This is a genomic window from Belnapia sp. F-4-1, assembly GCF_000802185.1.
Lineage (GTDB): Bacteria > Pseudomonadota > Alphaproteobacteria > Acetobacterales > Acetobacteraceae > Belnapia.
The window spans coordinates 2,766,856-2,788,063 of sequence record NZ_KN676113.1 but is presented as its reverse complement, the minus strand read 5'-3'; the positions used below and the strand labels follow the sequence as shown (position 1 = coordinate 2,788,063).

Genomic DNA, 21,208 nt, shown 5'->3' with positions numbered 1-21,208 from the left:
GTCTGCCAGAAGCTCGCCTAGTCGAGCGTGTCGTTGAGCCGCCAGTAGAGGTAGCGCAGCGAGACGATGGAGGAGAGCGCCGCGAGGGCGAGCGTCACCACGCGGCCGCGGAAGACGTTGGCGACGAGGAAGAGCATCACCCCGCCGATGGCCAGGTAGGCCTGGTCCTCCGGCTCGAGCGGCGCGACGATCACCATCAGCGCCGCGAAGAGCCCGATGATGCTGGCGACCGCGCCGCCGATGCGGCTGCGCATGAAGGGCAGGCGGGCGAGACGCTCGCGCGTGCTGGTGCTCATGGCGCGACCGGCTCCATCGGCAAGGGCGTGGGCGGCAGGGGCAAGGGCGGCAGCAGGGCTGTGATGCCGCGGGCGATGTCCGCGATGTCGAGGGCGGCGGCGCTGCCGGGCGCCTCGGCGTGCAGCAGGCGTTGGGTGGCGAGTGCCTCGGCCACCGCCTCGTCGCGGCAAACGGCGCCGAGCAGGCGCGGGCCGAGATGGCGCGCCATCGCCCCGGCCACCGCACGGGAAAGTCGGGAGGTGGCCTCCACCTGGTTCAGCACGACGCGCACGCGCGCGGCATGCAGCGCGGCCAGCGCGCCGCTGCCGAGGAAGCGGCCGCTGTCGATCTCGGGCAGCAGGGCGGCGCTGGTCGCATCCGCCAGCAGCACGGTGACGACGAGGTCGGCGAGCGGCGCCAGCAGGTTCAGCATCTGCGAGGGGCCGGGCGGCAGATCGGCGACGAGGAGAAGGCCGGGCTCTGCCAGCATGGCCCGCACCGGGGCGAGCAGCAGTTCCGGCTCGCGCTCCAGCGCAGCGGCGAGGCGGAGGGCGGCGCGGATGTCGTTGGCCCCATGCGGCAGCAGGGCGACGCCGGATTCGGTGTCGCGCACCAGGCTGCGCCAGTCGGGGCGGAGGGGAAGCTGCATCAGGAAGCCGGCGCCGTCCCGCACCGGCAGGCCGAAATGCAGGCGGAGCGCGTTCTGCGGGTCGCAATCCATCGCCAGCACCGGCTGGCCGGCGCGATGCAACGTGCCGGCGAGGTTGGCGGCGAGCGTGGTCTTGCCGACGCCTCCCTTGGGTGCGGCGATGCAGATCAGCGGCATCCTTCCGTTCCCCTCGGGTCCTGGCTACCGTGCGCCGGACGGCCCGCCGGCGACGCGGAAGGCGGCGAAGGGCGAGGCCGGGTCGGGCATCGTGCCGCCGACGAGGCGCATCACCTCGGCAAGCGGGAGGGTGACCATGCCGGCGGGCAGCAGGCCTGCGGCATCGGCGCGGGCCAGCTCGGCCGGGAGACGCCCTGCGCCACGCCGTTCAGCAGGGCGGCGAGGGTGTCGGAAGGCGCCAACGGCTCGGCCGGGGGCGGCATTGGCCGGTAGGGACGTTCGGCGGCGGGCGGCGCCGATCGGCAGGGAATCTCGGCAGCCGGCGGCGGCGCGGCCGGACGGGTGGGCTCGGGCAGCGGGTAGCTGAGATCGACCGGGCCGGGCGAGGGCCGGCTGGCGAAATCGGCCGGCAGCGGGACGAAGCTCGGCGGCGGCACCGAGGCGTGTAGCTCGGCCGCGGGCGGGAACTGCTGGGTTTCCGCCGTCGCGGCCTCGATGGCGGCGCCGACCAGCGGGAACGAATCCAGAGAATTGTCCACGGATTGAGACGCAGCACCACGCACCGGCTCATTCCCGAAGCTCCGATAACGGAGTCCAGGAGACTTCAAGGCTGCCGCTACGCGCGCAACATCCGGGTCCCGTGCCATCTCGCAATTGTTCCCTTGCACCGGGTACAACATGCCGTGAAACGAGCGAAAACGGAATAGGATTTTAGCCGCAGTATCAAGATTGACGCAGGGTCACCGGCTTGCCATGCGCACCAGCATGCTGAGGGCTGCGGAATAGTAATCCGGCGCGTCGCTGACCGAGGGCTCGGTCCGTTGCGCCATGGGCCCGGCCGGCCGCTGCGCCCCGGCGAGGCGGGCGACCGCTGTCACCCCAGGCGAAGCCGCGTAGGGTGCGATGGCATCGGTGGTCAGGTCCGCCCAGGCCGGCATGGCCAGATGCGCGGGATCAGTCCAAAAATGACGAACACGCTCCAATGCCGGCTCGCCCCCGAGGCCTGCCCAGGATAGGTAGAGCGGCACCCGCACCGCATCGAAGGAGAAGCGTGGCGGCCAGTTCGCCGGCAGGGTCAGCCCGCCATCCGCCCGGCCGAGCACCACCCAGTCCGGCGGCAGCCCCCAGCGGCCGAAGCGGCAGGCACGCAGCAACACCAGCCCATCGGCCGCGACCCGCACCCAGGCCGGGTCCGGCACCGCCCGCGCCAGGGCCCCGAAGGCGGGGAAGACATAGTAGGAGGGGTTGATGATGGTGCCGTCGGCCAGTTCGAAGCCACGCGCGCCCGGCAACAGCACGCTGTAGGCGCCGACCCGGCGGACCAGCAGCCGCAGGATGTCCCGTGCGATCGCGGTGCCGACCAGGGTGTAGTCCGGCAGGCCCCAGCGCGCGCCGGCATCGAGCAGCGCCCATGCGATGCAGATGTCGCCATCCGTCGCATTGTTCGGATCCTCGACCGGCAGCGCCGCATCGGGCCGGAAGCGCCAGGCATGCAGGTTGTCGCCCGGCCGCCGCAACACCCGCCGCGTCCAACCGAAGATGCGCTCGAAGCCGGCCTGGTCATCCGCGGCGAGAGCGAAGAGCAGCCCCCAGCCCTGACCTTCTGAATGGGAGACGCCGCCATTGCCGGTATCGATCACCCGCCCTTCAGGCAGTAGGAAACGGGTCTGGAAGCGGAACCATTCGGTGCGGAAGGCGGCCGAGGCCTCCGCCGCGCGGGCAGGCCCGGCACCGGCAAGGGCGGCAAGGCCGGCCAGGATGCCGCGCCGGCTCGGCCCGGGGCCGATGACGGGGGCAGAGGGCTGGGATGGAATCGGCACCGGCCAGCTCTCGGACAGGGGTTATGGCGCCGGGCATATTACCGGCGGAGGCCACGCAAAGCAACCGAAGGTTGCTGAACTCTCCGCGAGTGCAACAAAAGCCGCCACATACCGGGGGCTTGCCACAGCCGCGCCCGCGGGCTCCCCTTCCGCCCCGACCTTCAGGAACGCCGTCCATGACCAAGCTTGCCACCTTCTCCGACCCGAAGGGACCGCGCCTCGGCGCCGTGCTGGAGGATGGCCGCATCCTCGACCTGGCCGCGGCCGGCAACGGGCCCGCCGACATGCTGGCGCTGATCGAGGCCGGGCCGGGGGCGCTGGCTGCCGCGCGCGCGCTGGCCGCCTCCCCTCCCCCGGCGGCGGTGCTGTCGGCCGGCAGCTACCGGCTGCTCGCGCCGATCCCCCGGCCGCGGCGCAATGTCTTCTGCGTCGGCCGCAACTACATGGACCATGTGGCCGAGGGCGACCGGACCCGCGGCATCAGCCAGTCCGAGCTGCCGAAGTACCCGCAATTCTTCACCAAGGCGCCGGAGGCGGTGATCGGGCCGGACGAGCTGGTGCCCGCCCATACCGGCGTCACCGAATGGCTCGACTACGAGGTGGAGCTGGCCTGCATCATCGGCCGCGAGGGCGTGAACATCAGCCGGGAGGATGCGCTCAGCCATGTCTTCGGCTGGAGCATCGGCAATGACGTGACGGGGCGCGAGCTGCAGCGGCGCTACGGGCAGTGGTTCAAGGGCAAGTCGCTCGACCGCTCCTGCCCGCTCGGCCCCTGGATCGTGCCGGCCGAGGAGCTGGACGCGCTCAACACCGGCATCCGCTGCTTCGTCAACGGCGAGAAGCGGCAGGACAGCCATACCTCGAAGATGATCTTCGATGTGAAGGAGATCATCCACCAGCTCTCGCTCGGCTTCACGCTGCGGCCGGGCGACGTGATCATCACCGGCACGCCGGAGGGCGTCGGCTATGCCATGCAGCCGCCGCGGACGCTGAAGCCGGGCGATGTCATCCGCTGCGAGATCGACGGCATCGGCTCGCTCACCAACACCGTGGCGGAGCATTGAGCATATCCGCGCTGCTTGGCCTCGACGGGCTGCTGCCGCAGGCGCCATGCGGGCGCGGCAAAGGACGGGTGGGCGCGGATGCTGGCCTGGTTCAAAAGCCATGGGGTGGGGTGAGGAGGGCCAGGGGCTGAAGGGCCCCTGGACCCTTCGGGTCAGGCTGCGTCGACGGCGCTCGCATCCCGGCGGCGCATCACTTCCAGAAATGCGCGGAGCGCACCCGAGGCATAGCAGTCGCGGCGGCGGGCAAAGACCGTCTCGACCCGGCCCTCGCCGCGCGGCAGCGCCTCCACCGAGAGCCGCCCGGGCTTCACCACCGGGCCGACCAAGGCCCGCGGCAGCAGAGTGATGCCAAGGCCGGCCGCGACACTGGCAAAAATCGCCTCCAGCGTGCCGAATTCCAGCAGGCGCGGCGCCGGGATGCCGCGCCGCGCCAGCACATCCTCCAGCCGCTGCCGGTAGGAGCAGCCGGCGCGCAGCACGATGATGCGGATATCCCCCTCCCCCGCCAGCAGCCGCGCCAGCGGGCGGATACCGGGGGCCGAAAGCAGCACCAGCTCCTCCTCCCAGACCGGCTCAACCTCCAGCGCCGGATGCGCCACCGGGCCGCAAAGGAAGGCGCCCTCCACCTCCTGCGCCAGCACCCGCTCCAGCAGCTCCGCCGTCGTGCCGGTGCGAAGGGTGAGGTCGACCGACGGATGGGCCGCGACGAAGTCATGCAGCGCAGGGCCGAGGCGGATCGCCGTCGTCGTTTCCAGCGCGCCGAGGCAGAGCGGCCCGCGCGGCGTCCCGTCATCCAGCACGGCGCGGCGGGCATCCTCCAGCGCGCGCAGCACCCGCCCGGCCTGGGGCAGCAGCCGCGCGCCGGCCGCCGTGAGCCGCACGCCGCGCCCGCCACGCTCGAACAGCGCCAGGCCGAGCCGCGCCTCCATCTGACGGATATGGGCGGTGACGTTGGACTGCACGGTGTTCAGCGCCAGCGCCGCCCGGCTCATGCTGCCGAGCCGCGCCACCGCCTCGAAGATCCGCAGATCAGCCGCATCCATGGCGGTGCGCTCCCTTGCCCCTGCCAGTAAGCCGCCCCTGCGCTGGGCAGGCAAGCAGCCATCTGCCGGAGCGATGGCGGCGATCGGCTATCATCGCTTGCGCCGAAGCCTCGGCGGCGGAACCCTTGGGGCACATGTCCGGAGACGACGACCATGACCTCGGCCCTCGCCCGCAGCGCGGCCTTCTGCGACCGCTTCGGCCTGCGCCTGCCGATCCTGCTCGCCCCGATGGCAGGGGCCTGCCCGCCAGCGCTCTCCATCGCCGTCGCCAATGCCGGCGGCATGGGCGCCTGCGGGGCGCTGCTGATGCCCCCTGAGGCGATCCTCGCCTGGGCGGCCGCTGTGCGGGGTGCCACCAACGGGCCCTTCAGCCTGAACCTTTGGGTTCCGGACCCGGCGCCCGTCCGCGATCCGGCGCGCGAGGCAGCGGTACGGCGTTTCCTCGGCGGCTGGGGACCGGAGGTGCCGGCGGAGGCGGGCGATGCCGCCACCCTCGACTTCGAGGCGCAATGCGAGGCGCTGCTGCAGGCGGCGCCGGCGGCCGTCTCCTCCATCATGGGGCTCTTCCCCGCCGCTTTCGTCGAGCGCCTGAAGGCGCGCGGCATCACTTGGATGGCCACCGTCTCGACCGTCGCCGAGGCCCGCGCGGCGGAGGCGGCGGGGGCCGATATCCTGGTGGCGCAGGGGGCGGAGGCCGGCGGGCATCGCGGCCGGTTCGACGCGGCGCGGGCGGAGGCGGAGATGGTGGGGCTGATGGCGCTCGTCCCGGCCGTGGTGGATGCGGTGCGCCTCCCCGTCGTGGCGACGGGCGGCATCGCCGATGCGCGGGGCGTGGCGGCGGCGCTCGCCCTCGGCGCCTCGGCGGCGCAGATCGGCACCGGCTTCCTCCGCGCGCCCGAGGCGGGAATCGCCCCGGCCTGGGCCGAGGCGCTGGGCGGGGCGGCGCCGGAGGGCACGCGGGTCAGCCGGGTCTTCAGCGGGCGGGCCGGGCGGAGCCTGGCCGCCGCCTATGTCGAGGCGGCGACGGCGCCGGATGCGCCGCCGCCCGCGCCCTACCCGGTGCAGCGCGGGCTCACCGGAGCGATGCGGGAGCAGGGAACCAGGGCGGGTGATATCGGGCGCATCCAGGCCTGGGCGGGGCAGTCGGCGGGGCTGGCGCGGGCGGAGCCGGCGGGGGAGATCGCCCGCTCGGTTTGGGAGGGGGCGCGGCGGCTGCTCGCCTGACCTATGCTCGGCGGCATGCCGACACGCCGCACCACGCTCTTCGCCCCGCTTGCGCTGGCCGCCTGCGCCTCGCCGCTGCCCGAGGCGAGAATCGCGGCCAGCACGCCCGAGGCGCATGCGTTGCTGGAGGAGAGCGCCGCGGCGCATGGGCTGGAGGCCTTCCGGCGCATCCGCGACGTCAGCGTCAGCTATGCCGGGGACTGGGCCCCCATCATCGGCCGGCTGCAGCCGGCGCTGGTTGATCGGGGCTTCCGCGGCACCTCCGAGGAGCGGCTGCTGCCGCGGGAGGGGATCGTCGCCCAGGCCCATGCGGGGCCGGCGGGGCGGAAGCAGGTGGTGCGGCGCTCCGGCGGCGGGACGACGGGCGAGGTGCGCGTCCGGTTCAACGGCGAGCCGGCGGAGGATGCGGAGCGCCGGGCCGCCGCCGCGCTGGTGGCGGATGGCTACGCGCTCTTCCTGCTCGGGCCGATGCTGCTGGCGGGTGGCTGGGGGACGCCGCGCATGGCCATCCTCGAGCGGGCCGAGGATGAGGCGGTCACGGTCGGCGGCCAGCACTGGCTTTGCGCGGTGCTGCGCGGGCGGATGATCCCCGGCCTCGGCTTCTCGGGCGCCGAGCGCATCGCTCTCTTCCTCGACCGGGAGGCGCGGCTGATGCGGCGCGTCCGCTTCGGGCTGGAAGGGATGGAGGGCACGCGCGGCGCCATCGCCGAAGTGGATGCCTGGGGGCATGTCGAGCGCCAGGGGGTGCGCTGGCCGACGCAGTTCCACGAGCGGCTGCTGCGGCCACTGCCACTCGCCGTGCATGACTGGCGGATGACCGGGCTCGACCTCGACCGCGGCCTCGCCGCGGCGGAGGTGGAGGGGCCGGCGTTCCTCGGCCGGGCGGCGGCGCCGGCGGCTGCTATTCCGCCGCCTGCCTGAGCCCCGTCGGCAGCACGGCGCGGAGCGCGGTGACGAGCGCGGCCATCATCGCATCGGTATGGAAAGGCGTGGCGCAGAGGCGAAGGCGCTCCGTCCCGCGCGGCACGGTCGGATAGTTGATCGGCGTGGCGTAGATGCCGTGCTCTTCCAGCAGGCGGCGCGCGACCTGGCGGCAGAGCTCCGCCTCGCCGACCCAGACGGGCACGATGTGGCTCGGCCCCGGGATGCGCGGCAGGCCGGCGGCATCGAGGGCGGCCTTGAGCGCGGCGGCGCGCTCGGCCAGCGCCGCGCGCCGGGCCCCGTCCCGCTTCAGCAGGCGGACGCTCTCGAGCGCGGCGGCGGCGACGGCGGGCGGCAGGGCGGTGGTGAAGATCAGCCCGCCCGCGGTGCTGCGGATGTAGTCCACCATGTCGGCATCGCCGGCGAGGTAGCCGCCGAAGACTCCGAAGCCCTTGGCCAGCGTGCCCTCGATCAGGTCGACGCGGTGCGCCACGCCGTCCCGCTCCGAGATGCCGCCGCCGGCAGCGCCGTAGAGGCCGACGGCATGGACCTCATCGAGATAGGTCATGGCGCCGTAGCGCTCGGCGAGGTCGCAGATGGCGCCGATCGGGGCGATGTCGCCATCCATGGAGTAGACGCTCTCGAAGGCTATCAGCTTCGGAGCGCCGGGGGGCGCGGCGGCGAGCTTCGCCTCGAGATCGGCGAGGTCGTTGTGCTGCCAGATCACCCGCCCGGCGCCCTTGGCGCCGCGCATGCCGGCGATCATCGAGGCGTGGTTCTTGGCGTCGGAGAAGACGATGAAGCCGGGCAGCGCCTCCAGCACCGCGGCGATGCCGGCCTGGTTGGCGATGTAGCCGCTGCCGAAGAGCAGCGCGGCGGGCTTGCCGTGCAGCGAGGCGAGCTCCGCCTCCAGCGCCACATGCAGCGGCGAGGTGCCGGAAATGTTGCGCGTGCCCCCGGCGCCTGCGCCATGCTCCTCGACCGCCCGGGCGGCGGCGGCCAGCACCTGCGGGTGCGCGCCCATGCCGAGATAGTCGTTGGAGGACCAGACGGTGACCTCCCGCACGCCCTGCGGCGCATGCCAGCGGTAGAGCGGGAAGCGCCCGGCCAGTTTCTCCAGATGGGCGAATTCCCGGTAGCGGCCCTCGCGGCGCAGTTCGGCGAGATTGGCGCGGCAATGGGCGAGGAAGGCTTGGCGCGTGTGCATCGGGTCCGGCATCGACGGTGTGATCCGCCATATGTCCGCATCGGCGGCAAATGCCAATTGATCCTGCGCAACCCTGCCATTCATGGAAAGGGCCCGGGCCGTCAGAAATCGTTCAGCAGGCGGTCGATCTCGGCCTGGGCGAGGTCGGGGCCGGCGGTCTCGGGCTCGGCGACGGTGTGCATCACCGCCTTGACCTCGACCGTCTCGACCGGGGCGGCGGTGCCGGGGATCATCCCTTCCAGCATCTGCTCGACCTGCTGGAGGTGCTGTATGGCACGGCGGATACGCTGGCCAGTGACGTCCTGGAAGGAGCAGGCCTCGAAGATGGAGCTGACCTTCTCCGAAACCAGGCGGAGCGAGGCCTCGTCTTTGCGGTCGCTGGCGAGCCAGTCCTGGATGGCCTCGGCGGCCTCCATGATGGTGTTGGCGGCCGCCTCCGTCGCCTGCACCACCGCCTCCAGCTCGACGCCGCTGTTGCGCGTGGTGGCGGCGGGGATGGCGATCAGCGTCGCGATCTGCTCGTGGATGCGGCCGAGCTGGCCGGAAAGGTTTTCCTCGGAGTAATCGACGAGTTGCACCGTGGCATGGACCTCGGCGCTCAGCTCGGCGATGCGGCGGTCGATGAAGCCGCGCAGCTCGGAGAACATGCCGCCCATCTCGGCGCGGAGCGCCAGCACCTCCCCGGCGGTTCCAGCCTGCATCGCCTCACTCTCCTGGCCCTGAGCACGGCCGGATCATGCCACCGGAAGAATGAAGACCCTGTTTATGGAAGCGCGCCGCTGCGCTACCACCGCGCCATGACGGTCCGCATCGATCTCGGCCAGACGGAAGCCGGCGCCCCCGCCCTGATGGACCTCGAGGAGCTGCTGGCCACCCGCCTGCTGGTCCAGGGCAATTCCGGCTCGGGCAAGTCCCACCTGCTGCGCCGGCTGTTGGAAGGGAGCGCCGCCTGGGTGCAGCAGGCGGTGATCGACCCGGAGGGGGATTTCGTCACGCTCGCCGACCGCTTCGGCCATCTCGTGATCGATGCGGCGGGCCATTCCGAGGCCGGCTTGCAGCTCGCGGCGGAGCGCATCCGGCAGCACCGGGTTTCCGTGATCCTCAACCTCGAGGGGTTGGACACCGAGGGGCAGATGCGGCGCGCCGCCGCCTTCCTCGGCGGGCTGTTCGATGCCGAGCGGGCACATTGGACGCCGATGCTGGTGGTGGTGGACGAGGCGCAGCTCTTCGCCCCCATGGCCGCCGGCGAGGTGGCGGACGAGGCGCGGAAGGTCTCGCTCGGCGCCATGACCAACCTGATGTGCCGCGGGCGGAAGCGGGGGCTGGCCGGGATCATCGCCACCCAGCGGCTGGCGAAGCTCGCCAAGAACGTGGCGGCCGAGGCCAGCAATTTCCTGATGGGGCGCACCTTCCTCGACATCGACATGGCGCGCGCGGCCGACCTGCTCGGGATGGAGAAGCGCCAGGCGGAGATGTTCCGCGACCTCCGGCAGGGGCATTTCGTGGCGCTCGGGCCGGCGCTTGCCCGGCGGCCGCTGCCGGTCAGGATCGGCGCGGTGGAGACGGAATCGCGCGGCGCGGCGCCGAAGCTGACGCCGCTGCCGAGCCAGCTGCCCGAGGATGCGCGGGCGCTGATCCTCCAGCCGCCGGCGCCCGAGGCGCCCCGGCCGCGCCGCGCTTCGCCACCCCCGCCGCCCGACATCCTGGCCCAGCTCGCCGCCGCCCGGCCGGCGCCGCCCCCCGCCCTGCCGCCGCCCTCGGCCGAGCAGGAGGCCGAGCGGCAAAGGCGGCTGGAGGCGGTGATGCGCCAGGTGCTGGCCGACCCCGACAGCGGCTATCGCCCGGCCGCGGTGCTCTACCAGGACTTCCTGGTGCGCTGCCGGATCGAGCAGATCGGCAGCAAGCTGCCCGACATGGCCGCCTTCCGCCGGCTGCTCGCCATCGGCAAGGCCGGGGTACCCGCCGAGATGGCCGAGGGCGAGGACTGGGCGGAGGCGGTGGCGCGGGCGGCGCCGCTGCCGGAGGACCTCCAGGGCGTCTTCCTGCTGCTGGCGCGGGCGGCGCTGGCGGCGGCGCCCTGCCCCTCGGATGCCGCCATCGCCCGGGCCTACGGCACGCGTTCGGCCAGCCGGGCAAGGCGGGCGCTGGCCTTCATCGAGGAGCGCGGGGCGATCGTCACCCGGCCGGACCTGACGGGGCGGCGCATCGTCACCATCGCCGGGCCGGGCTGGGAAACGGCACCGGGACACCCGGAGGAGGAAGCGGCGGCGTGAGTGCCGGCAGCAAAATGCCCATTGCCTTCGCCGCCGTCGCTCGGGCACATCGAAGCCGCGCGAACCTGTGAGCCGGTTGGGGGAATCGGCTGGCCTGACCCCGCCCCACCGTCAGCAGGATCCCGACCGGCCCCGATGCTGTCCGCCACGCGTTTCCAGCTGTTCGTCCTCATCGCCGCGGTATTGGTGCCGGCCACCGTCTTCGGCGTGGCCGCCTGGTGGAACCGCGGCGAGGTGCTGCGCGAGGGAACCGAGACGGTGGAGCGCACCACGGCGGTCATGCACGAGCATGTCGCCAAGGTGTTCGACACCGCCGACCTGGTGCTGGACCGGGTGCAGGACCGCATCGAGGGGATGGACGACGAGCGGATCGCCGGGCCGGAGGTCAGCGCCTTCCTCGCCGCGGTGAAGCAGCCGCTCGACCAGATCGTCTCGGTCTGGGTGGCGGATGCGCGGGGCTATGTGCTGGCAGGCAGCCAGGGCTGGGACCGCAGCACCAGCATCGGGGACCGCGACTTCTTCACCGCCCAGCGCGACGACGCCGGGGCCGGCAGCTATGTCAGCGCCGCCTTCCGCGGCCGGGCGACCACCGTCGCCTCCTTCGCGGTCAGCCGGCGGCGGCGGGGGCCGGAGGGGCGCTTCCTCGGCACCATCCATGTCTCGCTGAGCCCCGAGTACTTCACCCGTGTCTTTCGCGAGGCGGCACCGCCTTTTCGCCATGCGGCGCTGCTGATGCGGGCGGATGGCATCCGTCTCGCCCGCACCCCGGCGGGCGACGCCCCGGACCGGATGGCGCCGGGGAGCCCGCTGATGCAGGCCATCGGGCAACGGCCGGAGCGGGGGCTCGACCGCGATGCCTCGCCCGTCGACGGCAAGGACCGGATCTTCGCCTATCGCAAGGTCGGGCGCTGGCCAGCCTATGTCAGCTTCGGCGCCGATACCGAGGCGCTGCTCGGGCGGTGGCGGGTTAATCTGCGGGCCTATGGGCTGGTGGCGCTGGCGGCGGCGTTGACGTTGTTCGGCAGCGGCTGGCTGGCGCTGCGCCAGGCCCGGGCGGCGAAGGCGGCGGAGGCGGCTCTGGCCCGCGAGGCGGCGGCCCGCGCCGCGGCCGAGGCAAGGCAGGAGGCCGAGGCGCGGTTCCGCGGCGTCTTCGAGAGCCGGGCGGTCGGCATGTCGGTCTTCGACCTCGCCACCGGCGCGACGCAGCTCTGCAACGACCGGCTGCTGGAGATGACCGGCGGCAGCCGGGCCGAATTCGAGGCCGGAGGCTGGGACTGGCGGCACGTCACCCCGCCGGAGCACCTGGTCCGCGACGAGCAGGCCGTCGCCGAGGCCCGCACCCGCGGCTGGTGGAGCCCCTACGAGAAGGAATACGAACGGCCCGACGGCTCGCGCCTGCCGGTCCGCATCTCCTCCGCGCCCTTACCGGGCGAGGCGGGGCGGGTCGTCGTGCTGGTGGAGGACATCTCCGAGCAGCGCGAGGCGGAGATGCGGCGCGACCTGCTGATGCGCGAGGTCGATCACCGCGCCAAGAACGCGCTGGCCACCGCCCGCGCGGCGCTGCGGCTGACCCGGGCGCCCGACCTGCCGAGCTATGTCGAGCGGGTCGACGGGCGGATCACCGCCCTCGCCCAGGCGCTGGCGCTGCTGTCGCAGACGCAGTGGCAGGGCGTCGACCTCGCCACGCTGCTACGTGGGGAGTTGGCTCCCTTCCTCGACGGTAGCCGGGGGCAGGTGCGGCTGGAGGGTGCGACGCTCACCATCGGCGCCAATGCGGTGCAGGCGCTGGCCATGGCGGTGCATGAGCTGGCAACCAATGCGACCAAGTACGGCGCGCTGTCGCGGGCGGAGGGGCGGCTCCTGCTGCGCTGGGAGATCCTGGCCGGGCCGCCGGCGCGGCTGCGCATGATCTGGCGGGAGAGTGGTGGGCCGCCGGTCGTGGCCCCGCCGCAGGACAGCGGCTTCGGCACGCGCGTCCTGCAGGCGACGCTGGCGCGGCAGCTCGGCGGCAGCGTGGAGCAGCACTGGGAGCCAGGGGGGCTGCGCTGCGAGATCCTGCTGCCGGCCGCCCGGGTGCTGGCGGCGGCGGAGACGCCGGAGCGGGGGTTGCCCTTCAGCCCTCCGACAGGGTGAAGATCTCGCATCCCGCCTCGGTCACGCCGACGCTGTGCTCGAATTGCGCGGAAAGGCTCCGGTCCCGCGTCACGGCCGTCCAGCCGTCGCTCAGGACCTTCACCTCCGGCCGTCCCGCATTCACCATCGGCTCGACGGTCAGGAACATGCCGGGGCGCAGCCGGGCCCCCTCGCCCCGGCGGCCGTAGTTCAGGATGTTCGGCGCGTCGTGGTAGACGCGCCCCAGGCCGTGGCCGCAAAAGTCGCGGACGACGCTGAAGCGCTCCGCCTCCACATGGCGCTGGATGGCATGGCCGATATCCCCGACCGTGGCACCCGGGCGGATCGCCGCGATGCCGCGCATCATCGCCTCCCGCGCCACCTCCATGAGGCGGGCGGCGCGGTTGCCGACCTTGCCGACGCCGTACATGCGGCTGCTGTCGCCATGCCAGCCGTCGACCACCACCGCCAGGTCGATGTTGAGGATGTCGCCCTCCGCCAGCCGCCGCTCGCCGGGGATGCCGTGGCAGACGACATGGTTGAGCGAGATGCAGGTCGCATGGGCATAGCCGTTGTAGCCCAGCGAGGCGGGCCTGGCCCCGTGGTCCAGCACGAATTCATGGCAGAGGCGATCGAGCTCCGCCGTGGTGATGCCCGGCCGGACATGGGCGGCGATCATGTCGAGGGCGGCCGCGACAAGCCGCCCCGCCCGCCGCATCGGGGCGAAATCCTGCGCGGCGTGGAGCTTGATGCTGCGGCGCTGGGCGGGGTCGTCCATCGGCACTCCGTCAGGCATGGGAAAAGAAGGGCGCCCTTAGCCGATGGGCATCCCGGCATGGAGCTCGGCGATCATCCGCTCCGCGAAGGGCGGCAGCGGGCCGCCGCGCATGAGATGGGGGCGGAGGATGGCGATCGGGGCGTCGAAGATCAGGAATTTGGCCCGCGCCAGATCCTCCTCGCGGAGGGCGCCGTCGCCGCGGGTGGCGACGCAGGCGCGGAAGGCGCCGTCGAAACTCTCCTCCAGCCGCTCCAGCTCCGCCCGCAGCGGCGCCGGCGGCGGGGTGTCCTCGAACAGGGCAATGGGCTCGTGCAGGAGCAGGAAGCGGGCGCGGCGCTCGTGCTCCCGGGCCCAGGGCAGGATGGCCAGCGCCGCGTCGCGGGGACGGCCCGCCCGCAGCAACGGCGCCAGCGCGGCGGTGAAGGAGGCATAGGCGGCGTTCCAGGCCGCGCCGAGCATGGCTGCCCGTGACTCGAAGCGGTGGTAGATCGAGCCCGTGGGCGCCCCCACCCGGCGGGCGATGGCCTGCATCGTGGCCGCGGCGGGGCCGCCCTCGGCAACCAGCGCCATGGTCGCCTCGATGAAGTCGTCCTCGGAGAAGCGTGCCATCCTGACCATGGCAATTAGAATGCACGTTTTAGAATGGTCTGTCTACTTGCCGCCGCGCTATCATCCATAGCCATCAATAAACGTTTTACATTTGCATCGGTCTTGGCATGATCGCCCCACCCGGCGGGAGGCGGGGTGCGGTGTGGCTGAGGAAGTGGCTGCAAATTAGGGGCGATGACGCGCCGCCGCCTCGCGGCTTCCATGAGGGCGTCGCGCCGGTCGCCTTCGACCGGGCGCCGGCCGCCGAGACGCCGGTGCTCGAGCGGATGGAGGCACCCTTCCCCGCCCGCATCCCGGCCGAGCTGCCCTTCCCCAGCACCGGCCCGCATGGCCACCGCGCGCGGATGCGGGAGAAGCTGCTGGAGCGCGGGGCGGAGGCGCTGGCCGATTACGAGCTGTTGGAGATGTTGCTCTTCTTCGCCATGCCGAAGGGCGACACCAAGCCGCTGGCCAAGGCACTGATCAACCGCTTCGGCAGCTTCGGCGCCGTGCTCGCCGCGCCGCAGGACCAGCTGATGGCGACGCGCGGCCTCGGCCCGCACAGCGTCGCGGCGCTCAAGCTGGTGCAGGCCTCCTCCCTCCGCCTGGCGCGGGCCGAGGTAATGGACCGGCCCATCCTGAACAATTGGGAGCGGCTGATCGGCTACCTCACCGCCGTGCTGGCGGAGGAGAAGATCGAGCAGTTCCGCATCCTCTTCCTCGACACCCGCAACCGGCTGATCGCCGACGAGGCGCAGGCGCGCGGCACGGTGAACCACACGCCGGTCTATCCGCGCGAGGTGGTGAAGCGCGCGCTGGAGCTGCATGCGACGGCGCTGATCCTGGTGCACAACCACCCCTCGGGCGACCCGACGCCCTCGCGGGAGGACGTCGCCATGACGGCCGAGGTGAAGGCGGCGGTCGGCGTGCTCGGCATCGCGCTGCACGACCACCTCATCATCGGCCGCGGCCGGCACCTCAGCTTCCGCCGTGAGGGGCTGCTCTGACGGCCGCCTCGCCCGGCTCCGTCCAGCGCGGCAGGTCGATCCAGAAGCGGCTGCCCTCGCCCGATGCGGAGACGACGCCGCAGCGGCCGCCCAGCCGCTCCGCCACCCGCCGCACGATGGCGAGGCCGACGCCGGTGCCGGCGAAGGCTTCCCGCCCGTGCAGCCGCTCGAAGGGGCGGAAGATGCGCTCCTGGTGCTCCGGCGCGATGCCGATGCCGCGATCCTCGACCCAGAGGCGGACGAGGCCGCCCTCGCCTTCGGTGCAGCGGATCGTCACCTGCGGCGGCTCGCCGGGCGGGCGGAATTTCAGCGCATTGCCCACCAGGTTGCCGACCGCCTGGACCAGCACGCCGGCATGGCCGCTGACCGCCGGCATCGGCCGCAGCACCTCGACCCGTGCGTCCTTCAGCTCGGTGCGGGACTGGTCGAGCACCGCCTCCACCACCTCCTCGAGCGGCACCCGGCGCAGCGCGATGTCCTGCCGCGCCAGGCGGCTGTAGCCGAGGATGTCGTCGATCAACGCGTCCATCCTCTCGGCGGCGCCGGCGATGCGGGCGAGGTAGTCGCGCTCCTCCTCGCCGAGCCGGGGCCCTGCATCCTCCTCCAGCGCCGCGGCATAGCCGCCAATGGCCCGCGCCGGGGCGCGTAGGTCGTGGGAGATGGTGGCGGCGAAGGAGCGCAGCTCGTCATTCGCCTCCTCCAGCGTCGCCGTGCGCTCCTCCACCTGCTGCTCCAGCCGCTGGTTCTGCTCGACCAGTCGGCGCCCATCCCGCCGGCGGAGGATGCCAAGGGCGCTGAGCCCAGCCGAGGCCAGCGCCAGCGCACCGCAGCCGAGGGCAAGGAAGGTCGTCATCCGCGTGCGCTCGTCCTGCAGCGCGGTGCGCTCGCGCAGCAGGCGCCGCGCCTCGGTCTCGAAGGCGCCGAAGCCGATGCGGATGTGGTCCATCAGTTGGCGCCCGCGGTCGGTCCGCACCACGGCGAGCGCCGCCTCGGCCGCGTTCCGGCGAAGCGCGACCGTCTCCGCCAGCTCGGCGAGCTTGGCCTCGATCAGGGGACGCAGGGTCTCGAGCCGGGCCTGCTGCGCCGGCAGCATCACCATCGCGTCGAGCGAGGCGAAATCGGCCCAGATGCGGTCCACCGCCTGGCGGTAGGGGCCGAGATAGCTGTCCTCGCCGATGAGGAGGAAGCCGCGCTGGCCCGTCTCGGCGTCGAGTAGGTCGGCCACCACGGCGCGGGTGGCGTCGAGCACCACGACCGTGATCTCGGTCGAGCGGCGCGCCTCGGCCAGCCGGGCGAGGTTGAGCACCAGCAGCAGGCCGCCGAGCGCCAGGAGAAGGAAGGCTGCGGCTGCGGCGGCCCCGGCCAGGCCGCCGAGATCGCGCGTCCAGCGCCACCCCCGCCCCTGCTGCCGCGTCGCCTGAGGCATGTCACCCACCTGCCGCACAAGGCTTGGAATGGCCGGCGCCGCTTCGGGTTCCCGACGAATTCACCCCTTGTCATGCAAACGGAGCGATCCGGCGGGCCTCGGTCCTGTTGAAAACCATATGCGTATCCTGATCGCCGACGACGACCCCGATTTCCGCGGCCTGGCCAGCCGGGCCATGCGCCGCGAGTTCGACGGGAGCACCATCACCGAGATCGGCGACCGCGCCGGGCTCGACGCCGCCCTTGCCACGGCGCCGGGGCCGCAGCTGCTGATCTCCGACTTCAGCCTCAACTGGATCGACGGCTTTGCCGTCTTCGAGGAGGTGCGCGCGGCCTGGCCGGGCTGCGTCGCCATCATGTTCACCGGGACCGGCGACGAGGAGGTGGCGGTGCGCGCCATCAAGGCCGGCTTCGACGACTATGTGGTCAAGTCGCCGCGGCAGCTGCGCCGGCTGGCGGCGGCGGCGCGGGCCGCCCTCACCCGCGCCGAGACGCGCCGCGGCCTCGAGGAGAACCGCGACCTGCTGACGCAGGAACTCTACCACCGGCTGCACAACAACCTCCAGCTCGTGGTCGGGCTGATCGCCTTCACCGCCCGCAGCATCGAGGAGCCGGTGGCGCGGCGGCGGCTCGACGACCTCGGCCGGCGGGTGCAGTCGCTGTCGCTGTTGCAGGAGCGGCTTTATCGCGGCGGGGATTTCCGCCGGGTCGATTTCGCGGCCTTCCTGCGCCAGCTGGTGGAAGATCTCGTCGCGCTCGACGGGCGCGGCATCGCCACGCATCTGGACCTCCAGCCGGTGATGCTCCCGGTTGACCTCGCCGTGCCGCTGGCGCTGATTGCCAACGAATTGCTCACCAATGCGCTGAAGCATGCCGTGGGCGGGATGAAGCCGCTGGCGGTAATCGTCCGCTTTCGTACCGAAGCGGACGGAGCGCAGGCGCTGGAAGTGGACGACAACGGTTCCGGTCCGCCTTCGCCGCAGGCCGGGACGGGGCTCGGTGCCCGGCTGGTGCAGCGGCTTGCCCAGTAGATCGGCGGCGTGGTTGATATCGAGCCCAAGGAAGGCGGCGGGAGGTCATGTCGGATCACGGTGCGGAACCCGGCCAGGCCGGGCTGAAAGTGCTGGTCGTGGAGGACGAATTCCTCATCGCTGACTACCTGGTGGCGGTGCTGGAGGATGCCGGCCACAGCGTCGCCGGCACCGCGGCGACGGCGGAGGAGGCGCTGGCGATCCTCGGCAGCGGCCGGGCGATCGACGTGGTCAGCCTGGACGTGAAGCTGCCGGGCGCCCTGACCGGCATCGATGTGGCGGAGCGCCTGCGTGCCGGCTCCGGTCCGCCCTTCCTCTTCGTCACCGGCTCCGGCGACCCCGCATTCCGCGCCCGCTGCGAGGCAGCGCGGCCGCTCGCCATCCTGCAGAAGCCGATCGACCCCGATGTCCTGCTGCGCGTGCTCGCGCGGGTGCGGCCCGGCTGAGCCGTGTAGCCGGGCCCGGCCGTGACGGGCGCCGGCCGGGTCAGCCGAAGGCCCCGACCTCGTGGGTGATGGCGGCGCCGCATTCGCGGACCAGGGCGAAGAGCTTCGCCATCGGCCGGAACAGCGTGGCGTGCTCGGCGGCGTAGCTCAGACCTTCGCGCGGCGGCGCCGGCTCGCCGAATTCCAGGCCGATGACCGGGCCTGGGGCGGCGGGGAAAACCTCTTCCAGCAGCGCCAGCGCCGGCTCGACATCGAGCTGGAGGATGCGGGCGACGAGGGCCTCCCGCGTCGCGCCGTGGCGGGGCGAGAAGTCGGGCACGTCGACGGCGAGCAGCCAGATGCGATGGATCAGCGCGAGGCGCAGCGCGTGCAGCAGCACCAGCCGGTCCGGCATCTCCGGCAGGTCGGGCCAGGCATGGCGGAGGGCCAGGTGATCGGCCTGGAGGCGGCGGAAGAGGCGGCGCACCGGCGCGTCGAGGTCGAGCCCCTCGACCGCCCCCGCGACGCCGAGCAGCGCTTCGCGCCGCCCCGGCCGCCGGGTGAAGCCGGCGCGGTCGAGCCAGGGGCCGGGGTCGAGCGTATCGACCACGGCCCGCAGCACGCCGATATCGGAGCAGGCGGCGGCACGGGCGGCCAATGCAAGGGCGCGTGCGAAGCGGGGCGAATGGGTGCGTAGCTCGGTGAAGGCATCCGGGTTGGCGGAGGCGGCGGCGCCAAGCCCGTGCAGCGTGTTCGCCATCCAGCCGAGCTGCTGGAGGATGGCGTTGTTCGGGATGGCCCGGAGTTGCGAGGGGTGGCCGATGCGGATCGGCCCGCTCATGCCATCCGCCTGCCGCACGGCGGGGCGGGAGCCGGTGCGGTCGAGCAGGCCCGGGCCGAAGGCGCCGAGGAGCGCGGCATAGCCGGGATCGGCAACCAGCGCCTGCATCTCGCGCCGGACGGTTGCGAAGAAGTCGGCGACGTAGTCGGCTTCGGCATAGACCGGGTCCGTCACCTTCGCCGCAGGGGCGAAGGTGTGGCGGGCGATGCCGGCGATGGTGGCGCGGGCCAGGGCCGGCGTGCCGAAGAAGAGGTAGCCGTCGCCGCCTTGGAAAGCCGTCTCCTCGCGCAGCCGGAGCCCGGCGCGGTCGAGCGCCATGCGCGCCTGGGGCGGCGAGAGATAGGCGAGGCGGTCGGCGAGGCTGCCGGGATGGCCGCCGCGGCCGACGCTTTCGCCATGGGTGTCGAACAGCACGACCTCGATGCCGTCGAGCTTGTGGCGGCGCAGCATTTCGACGAGGCGGAGCTTCAGCCGCTCGGCGAGGTAGCTGCCGGCGAGCTGGCCGACATAGCGGCCGCTGTCGGAATAGCCGAATTGCAGGCAGATGCGGCCATGGGCGCGCAGGTAGTCGCGGTAGTGCGGGCTGCGCAGCGCCTCCTCCAGCACGCGCTCGCCGCGGTCGAGCGCTTCCGCCGTCTCGAACAGGGGTGAGAGCTCGACGGCCATCTCGGCGCCGAAGCGGCGGGCGAGCCAGAGGGCGGCGAGGAGCGTGTAGCCGGTCTCCGTCTCGGCGATGAGGAAGCGGATGGGGGCCGAGCCGTCCACATGCTTGGCGATCTGGGCGCAGACCAGCATGAGGCGCGCGGCGCTCGCCTGCTCGGCCAGCAACGCGCCGAAATCGACCGGCAGCGGCGCGACCTCGGCCAGCGCCTCGTTGATGGCGGCGAGCAGGCCGCGGCGCTGCGCCATGTCCTCGGCCGAGGAGGCGAGGCCGAGGCGCTGGCGGACGGCGTTGTGAAGCTGGGCGGCGTTCAGCCGGACATGGGTATGGGCCAGGGCGAGGCCATGCGTGGCGAGGCCGGCGCGGGCCACGGCGAGGGCGAGGCGCGCGGCATCGTCGGGTGCCGAGGCGATGGCGGCGGGGAAGAGCGCCATCAACGGCTCGAGGGTGGTCATCGCCGCCTCGCGGCGCTCGATCAGCAGATGCGCCATGGCGCGCACCGCCTCCGGCTCGGGCCGTTCGGGGACGGCGGCGAGCTGGGCCTCGGTCGCCTCCAGCGCCTCGGCGGTGCGGGCGGCGAGCGGGGCGGCAGGATCGCCAAGCGCGGCGAATTGGGCGGCGAGGCGCTCCAGCTGGAGGCGCTTCATCGTGAGGCGGAGGCGGAGCGTGTCCCACCAGCCGATATCGGTGCGGCCGTCGGTGTCGTAGCCGACCCAGCTCGCCAGCAGGACCGGGCGGGGGACGAGGGTGGCCCATCGGTCGGGCCAGACCGATCTGGCGGCACCCAGCAGCGCCTCGGTCAGGCCGTCGATGGCGTCGCGGCCGCGGGCGATGGCGGCGCCCGCTTGGCGGAATTCCTCGGCGAGGGTCGGGGCCGGGGGCCGGTGGGGGAGGCCCTCGGGGAAGCCAGCGCCGCTTGCCGCCTCGGCCAGCGCCGCGCCGGTTTCGGGAGGCAGGGAGAAGGTCGGGTGGGCGGTGAAGACCGCGGCGAAGCGCGGCGTCTCCAGCAGCGCCCGGTACTGGGCGAAGGGCACCGGGCTGTCATCCGGGTCCGGCCGCACCAGGCGAGCCGCGAGGGCGGCGAGGTCGGGCACGGCATCGGGCAGGCCGACATAGGCGGCTAGGCGCCGGGCCCGTTCGCCCGCCGCGGCATCGGCCAGGCGCTGCACTATCCCGGCGACGAGATCGAGGTCGAGGGCGCCATCGTCCAGCCGCCGGCTGATGGCCAGGGCGATCAGCAACACCGGGTCGCCGAAGGGGTCATGCGCCGCCGCGGCCCTTGCCTCGCGCAGGCGGGCGAGGAGGTCCTGGAGGGGGTCGGGGGCGATGTCCGGCATGGCGTCATGTTGCACCTGCGAAGGCGATGATGGCCAGCCCTTCCATCCGCGCCTTGGGGCCCATGGCTTGCCGTCTGCCGGGACGCATAGGGCGTTCCAGGTCAGGATGGGCAGGGACCCCCCGCGCATCCAGACCATGGCGCCTGGCTGCCGGGCCGCCTGGAGACGGCGCGGCATATGAGCATCGCCCGCACCGGGTGATGGCGGCTATCACGGCCAATCCTCGGCCCCGCCGGGGACGAGGCACAATAGCGGCGGCTGTCTCGGCGGCCTGCGCGGTGCTCTACGTCGTCATCGTGCAGGAGCCGTTCCCGCCGCTGCCCGGTCAGCCGGCGAGGGAGGCCATGAT

19 protein-coding genes are annotated in these 21,208 nt (G+C 72.9%); 8 read left to right on the top strand and 11 right to left on the bottom strand.

Features of this window, described 5'->3' with window-relative positions; translation table 11 throughout:
* Positions 1-17 precede the first annotated feature (17 nt).
* The 4 genes from LH62_RS28375 to LH62_RS13175 form a co-directional block, all read right to left on the bottom strand.
* Entirely contained in the window at positions 18-296 is a 279-nt protein-coding gene (locus LH62_RS28375; RefSeq protein WP_052214383.1) for a hypothetical protein, read from the bottom strand.
* The gene (locus LH62_RS13185; protein WP_043361902.1) at positions 293-1,102 is read right to left on the bottom strand and encodes a cellulose synthase operon protein YhjQ/BcsQ; all 810 of its coding nucleotides are present in this window, start codon (positions 1,100-1,102) and stop codon (positions 293-295) included. Before LH62_RS13185 ends, LH62_RS28375 begins: the two co-directional genes overlap by 4 nt.
* Positions 1,103-1,212: 110 nt before the next feature.
* On the bottom strand, positions 1,213-1,641 hold the full coding sequence (locus tag LH62_RS13180; protein ID WP_043361900.1) for a hypothetical protein: 429 nt from the start codon (positions 1,639-1,641) through the stop codon (positions 1,213-1,215).
* 201 nt (positions 1,642-1,842) lie between these two features.
* Entirely contained in the window at positions 1,843-2,922 is a 1,080-nt protein-coding gene (locus LH62_RS13175) for a glycosyl hydrolase family 8 (RefSeq protein WP_052214381.1), read from the bottom strand.
* 176 nt (positions 2,923-3,098) lie between these two features.
* Between LH62_RS13175 and LH62_RS13170 the strand changes: the two genes are divergently transcribed.
* A complete protein-coding gene (locus LH62_RS13170; protein WP_043361898.1) occupies positions 3,099-3,986 on the top strand; it encodes a fumarylacetoacetate hydrolase family protein in 888 nt (295 codons plus the stop codon).
* A 152-nt stretch (positions 3,987-4,138) separates the two neighbouring features.
* Here the strand turns inward: LH62_RS13170 and LH62_RS13165 are convergent, their stop codons facing one another.
* Entirely contained in the window at positions 4,139-5,029 is an 891-nt protein-coding gene (locus tag LH62_RS13165) for a LysR family transcriptional regulator (protein ID WP_043361896.1), read from the bottom strand.
* Positions 5,030-5,182: 153 nt separating this feature from the next.
* Between LH62_RS13165 and LH62_RS13160 the strand changes: the two genes are divergently transcribed.
* Together LH62_RS13160 and LH62_RS13155 are read left to right on the top strand one after the other, a co-directional pair.
* On the top strand, positions 5,183-6,253 hold the full coding sequence (locus tag LH62_RS13160) for a nitronate monooxygenase family protein (RefSeq protein WP_043361893.1): 1,071 nt from the start codon (positions 5,183-5,185) through the stop codon (positions 6,251-6,253).
* Between the two features lie 15 nt (positions 6,254-6,268).
* On the top strand, positions 6,269-7,174 hold the full coding sequence (locus LH62_RS13155) for a hypothetical protein (protein WP_144404473.1): 906 nt from the start codon (positions 6,269-6,271) through the stop codon (positions 7,172-7,174).
* On the opposite strand, the gene hemA is transcribed toward LH62_RS13155, so the two are convergent.
* Together hemA and LH62_RS13145 are read right to left on the bottom strand one after the other, a co-directional pair.
* On the bottom strand, positions 7,155-8,381 hold the full coding sequence (gene hemA / locus LH62_RS13150) for a 5-aminolevulinate synthase (RefSeq protein WP_043365768.1): 1,227 nt from the start codon (positions 8,379-8,381) through the stop codon (positions 7,155-7,157). The genes LH62_RS13155 and hemA overlap by 20 nt on opposite strands.
* Before the next feature lie 101 nt (positions 8,382-8,482).
* On the bottom strand, positions 8,483-9,082 hold the full coding sequence (locus tag LH62_RS13145; protein ID WP_043361887.1) for a hypothetical protein: 600 nt from the start codon (positions 9,080-9,082) through the stop codon (positions 8,483-8,485).
* Between the two features lie 96 nt (positions 9,083-9,178).
* On the opposite strand from LH62_RS13145, the gene LH62_RS13140 reads away from it, so the two are divergent.
* Together LH62_RS13140 and LH62_RS28370 are read left to right on the top strand one after the other, a co-directional pair.
* A complete protein-coding gene (locus LH62_RS13140) occupies positions 9,179-10,654 on the top strand; it encodes an ATP-binding protein (RefSeq protein ID WP_043361886.1) in 1,476 nt (491 codons plus the stop codon).
* A 135-nt stretch (positions 10,655-10,789) separates the two neighbouring features.
* Positions 10,790-12,787, top strand: a complete 1,998-nt coding sequence (locus LH62_RS28370) for an HWE histidine kinase domain-containing protein (protein ID WP_052214379.1) — start codon at positions 10,790-10,792, stop codon at positions 12,785-12,787.
* On the opposite strand, the gene map is transcribed toward LH62_RS28370, so the two are convergent.
* Positions 12,768-13,544: a type I methionyl aminopeptidase gene (gene map, locus LH62_RS13125; RefSeq protein WP_043361883.1), complete on the bottom strand. Its 777-nt coding sequence runs from the start codon at positions 13,542-13,544 to the stop codon at positions 12,768-12,770. The genes LH62_RS28370 and map overlap by 20 nt on opposite strands.
* 36 nt (positions 13,545-13,580) lie before the next feature.
* On the bottom strand, positions 13,581-14,153 hold the full coding sequence (locus LH62_RS13120) for a TetR/AcrR family transcriptional regulator (protein ID WP_160299835.1): 573 nt from the start codon (positions 14,151-14,153) through the stop codon (positions 13,581-13,583).
* A 266-nt stretch (positions 14,154-14,419) separates the two neighbouring features.
* Here LH62_RS13120 and radC point away from each other — a divergent pair, with 266 nt between their 5' ends.
* Entirely contained in the window at positions 14,420-15,139 is a 720-nt protein-coding gene (radC, locus tag LH62_RS13115) for a DNA repair protein RadC (RefSeq protein WP_043365760.1), read from the top strand.
* Here the strand turns inward: radC and LH62_RS28365 are convergent.
* A complete protein-coding gene (locus tag LH62_RS28365) occupies positions 15,111-16,565 on the bottom strand; it encodes a CHASE3 domain-containing protein (RefSeq protein WP_052214377.1) in 1,455 nt (484 codons plus the stop codon). The genes radC and LH62_RS28365 overlap by 29 nt on opposite strands.
* Positions 16,566-16,683: 118 nt before the next feature.
* Between LH62_RS28365 and LH62_RS13105 the strand changes: the two genes are divergently transcribed.
* Together LH62_RS13105 and LH62_RS13100 are read left to right on the top strand one after the other, a co-directional pair.
* Positions 16,684-17,595 (top strand): sensor histidine kinase, encoded by a 912-nt coding sequence (locus tag LH62_RS13105; protein ID WP_043361878.1) that lies wholly within the window; start codon positions 16,684-16,686, stop codon positions 17,593-17,595.
* Positions 17,596-17,642: 47 nt separating this feature from the next.
* A complete protein-coding gene (locus tag LH62_RS13100) occupies positions 17,643-18,041 on the top strand; it encodes a response regulator (RefSeq protein ID WP_052214375.1) in 399 nt (132 codons plus the stop codon).
* Positions 18,042-18,081: 40 nt separating this feature from the next.
* On the opposite strand, the gene LH62_RS13095 is transcribed toward LH62_RS13100, so the two are convergent.
* A complete protein-coding gene (locus LH62_RS13095; RefSeq protein ID WP_043361876.1) occupies positions 18,082-20,859 on the bottom strand; it encodes a phosphoenolpyruvate carboxylase in 2,778 nt (925 codons plus the stop codon).
* Between the last annotated feature and the right edge of the window lie 349 nt (positions 20,860-21,208).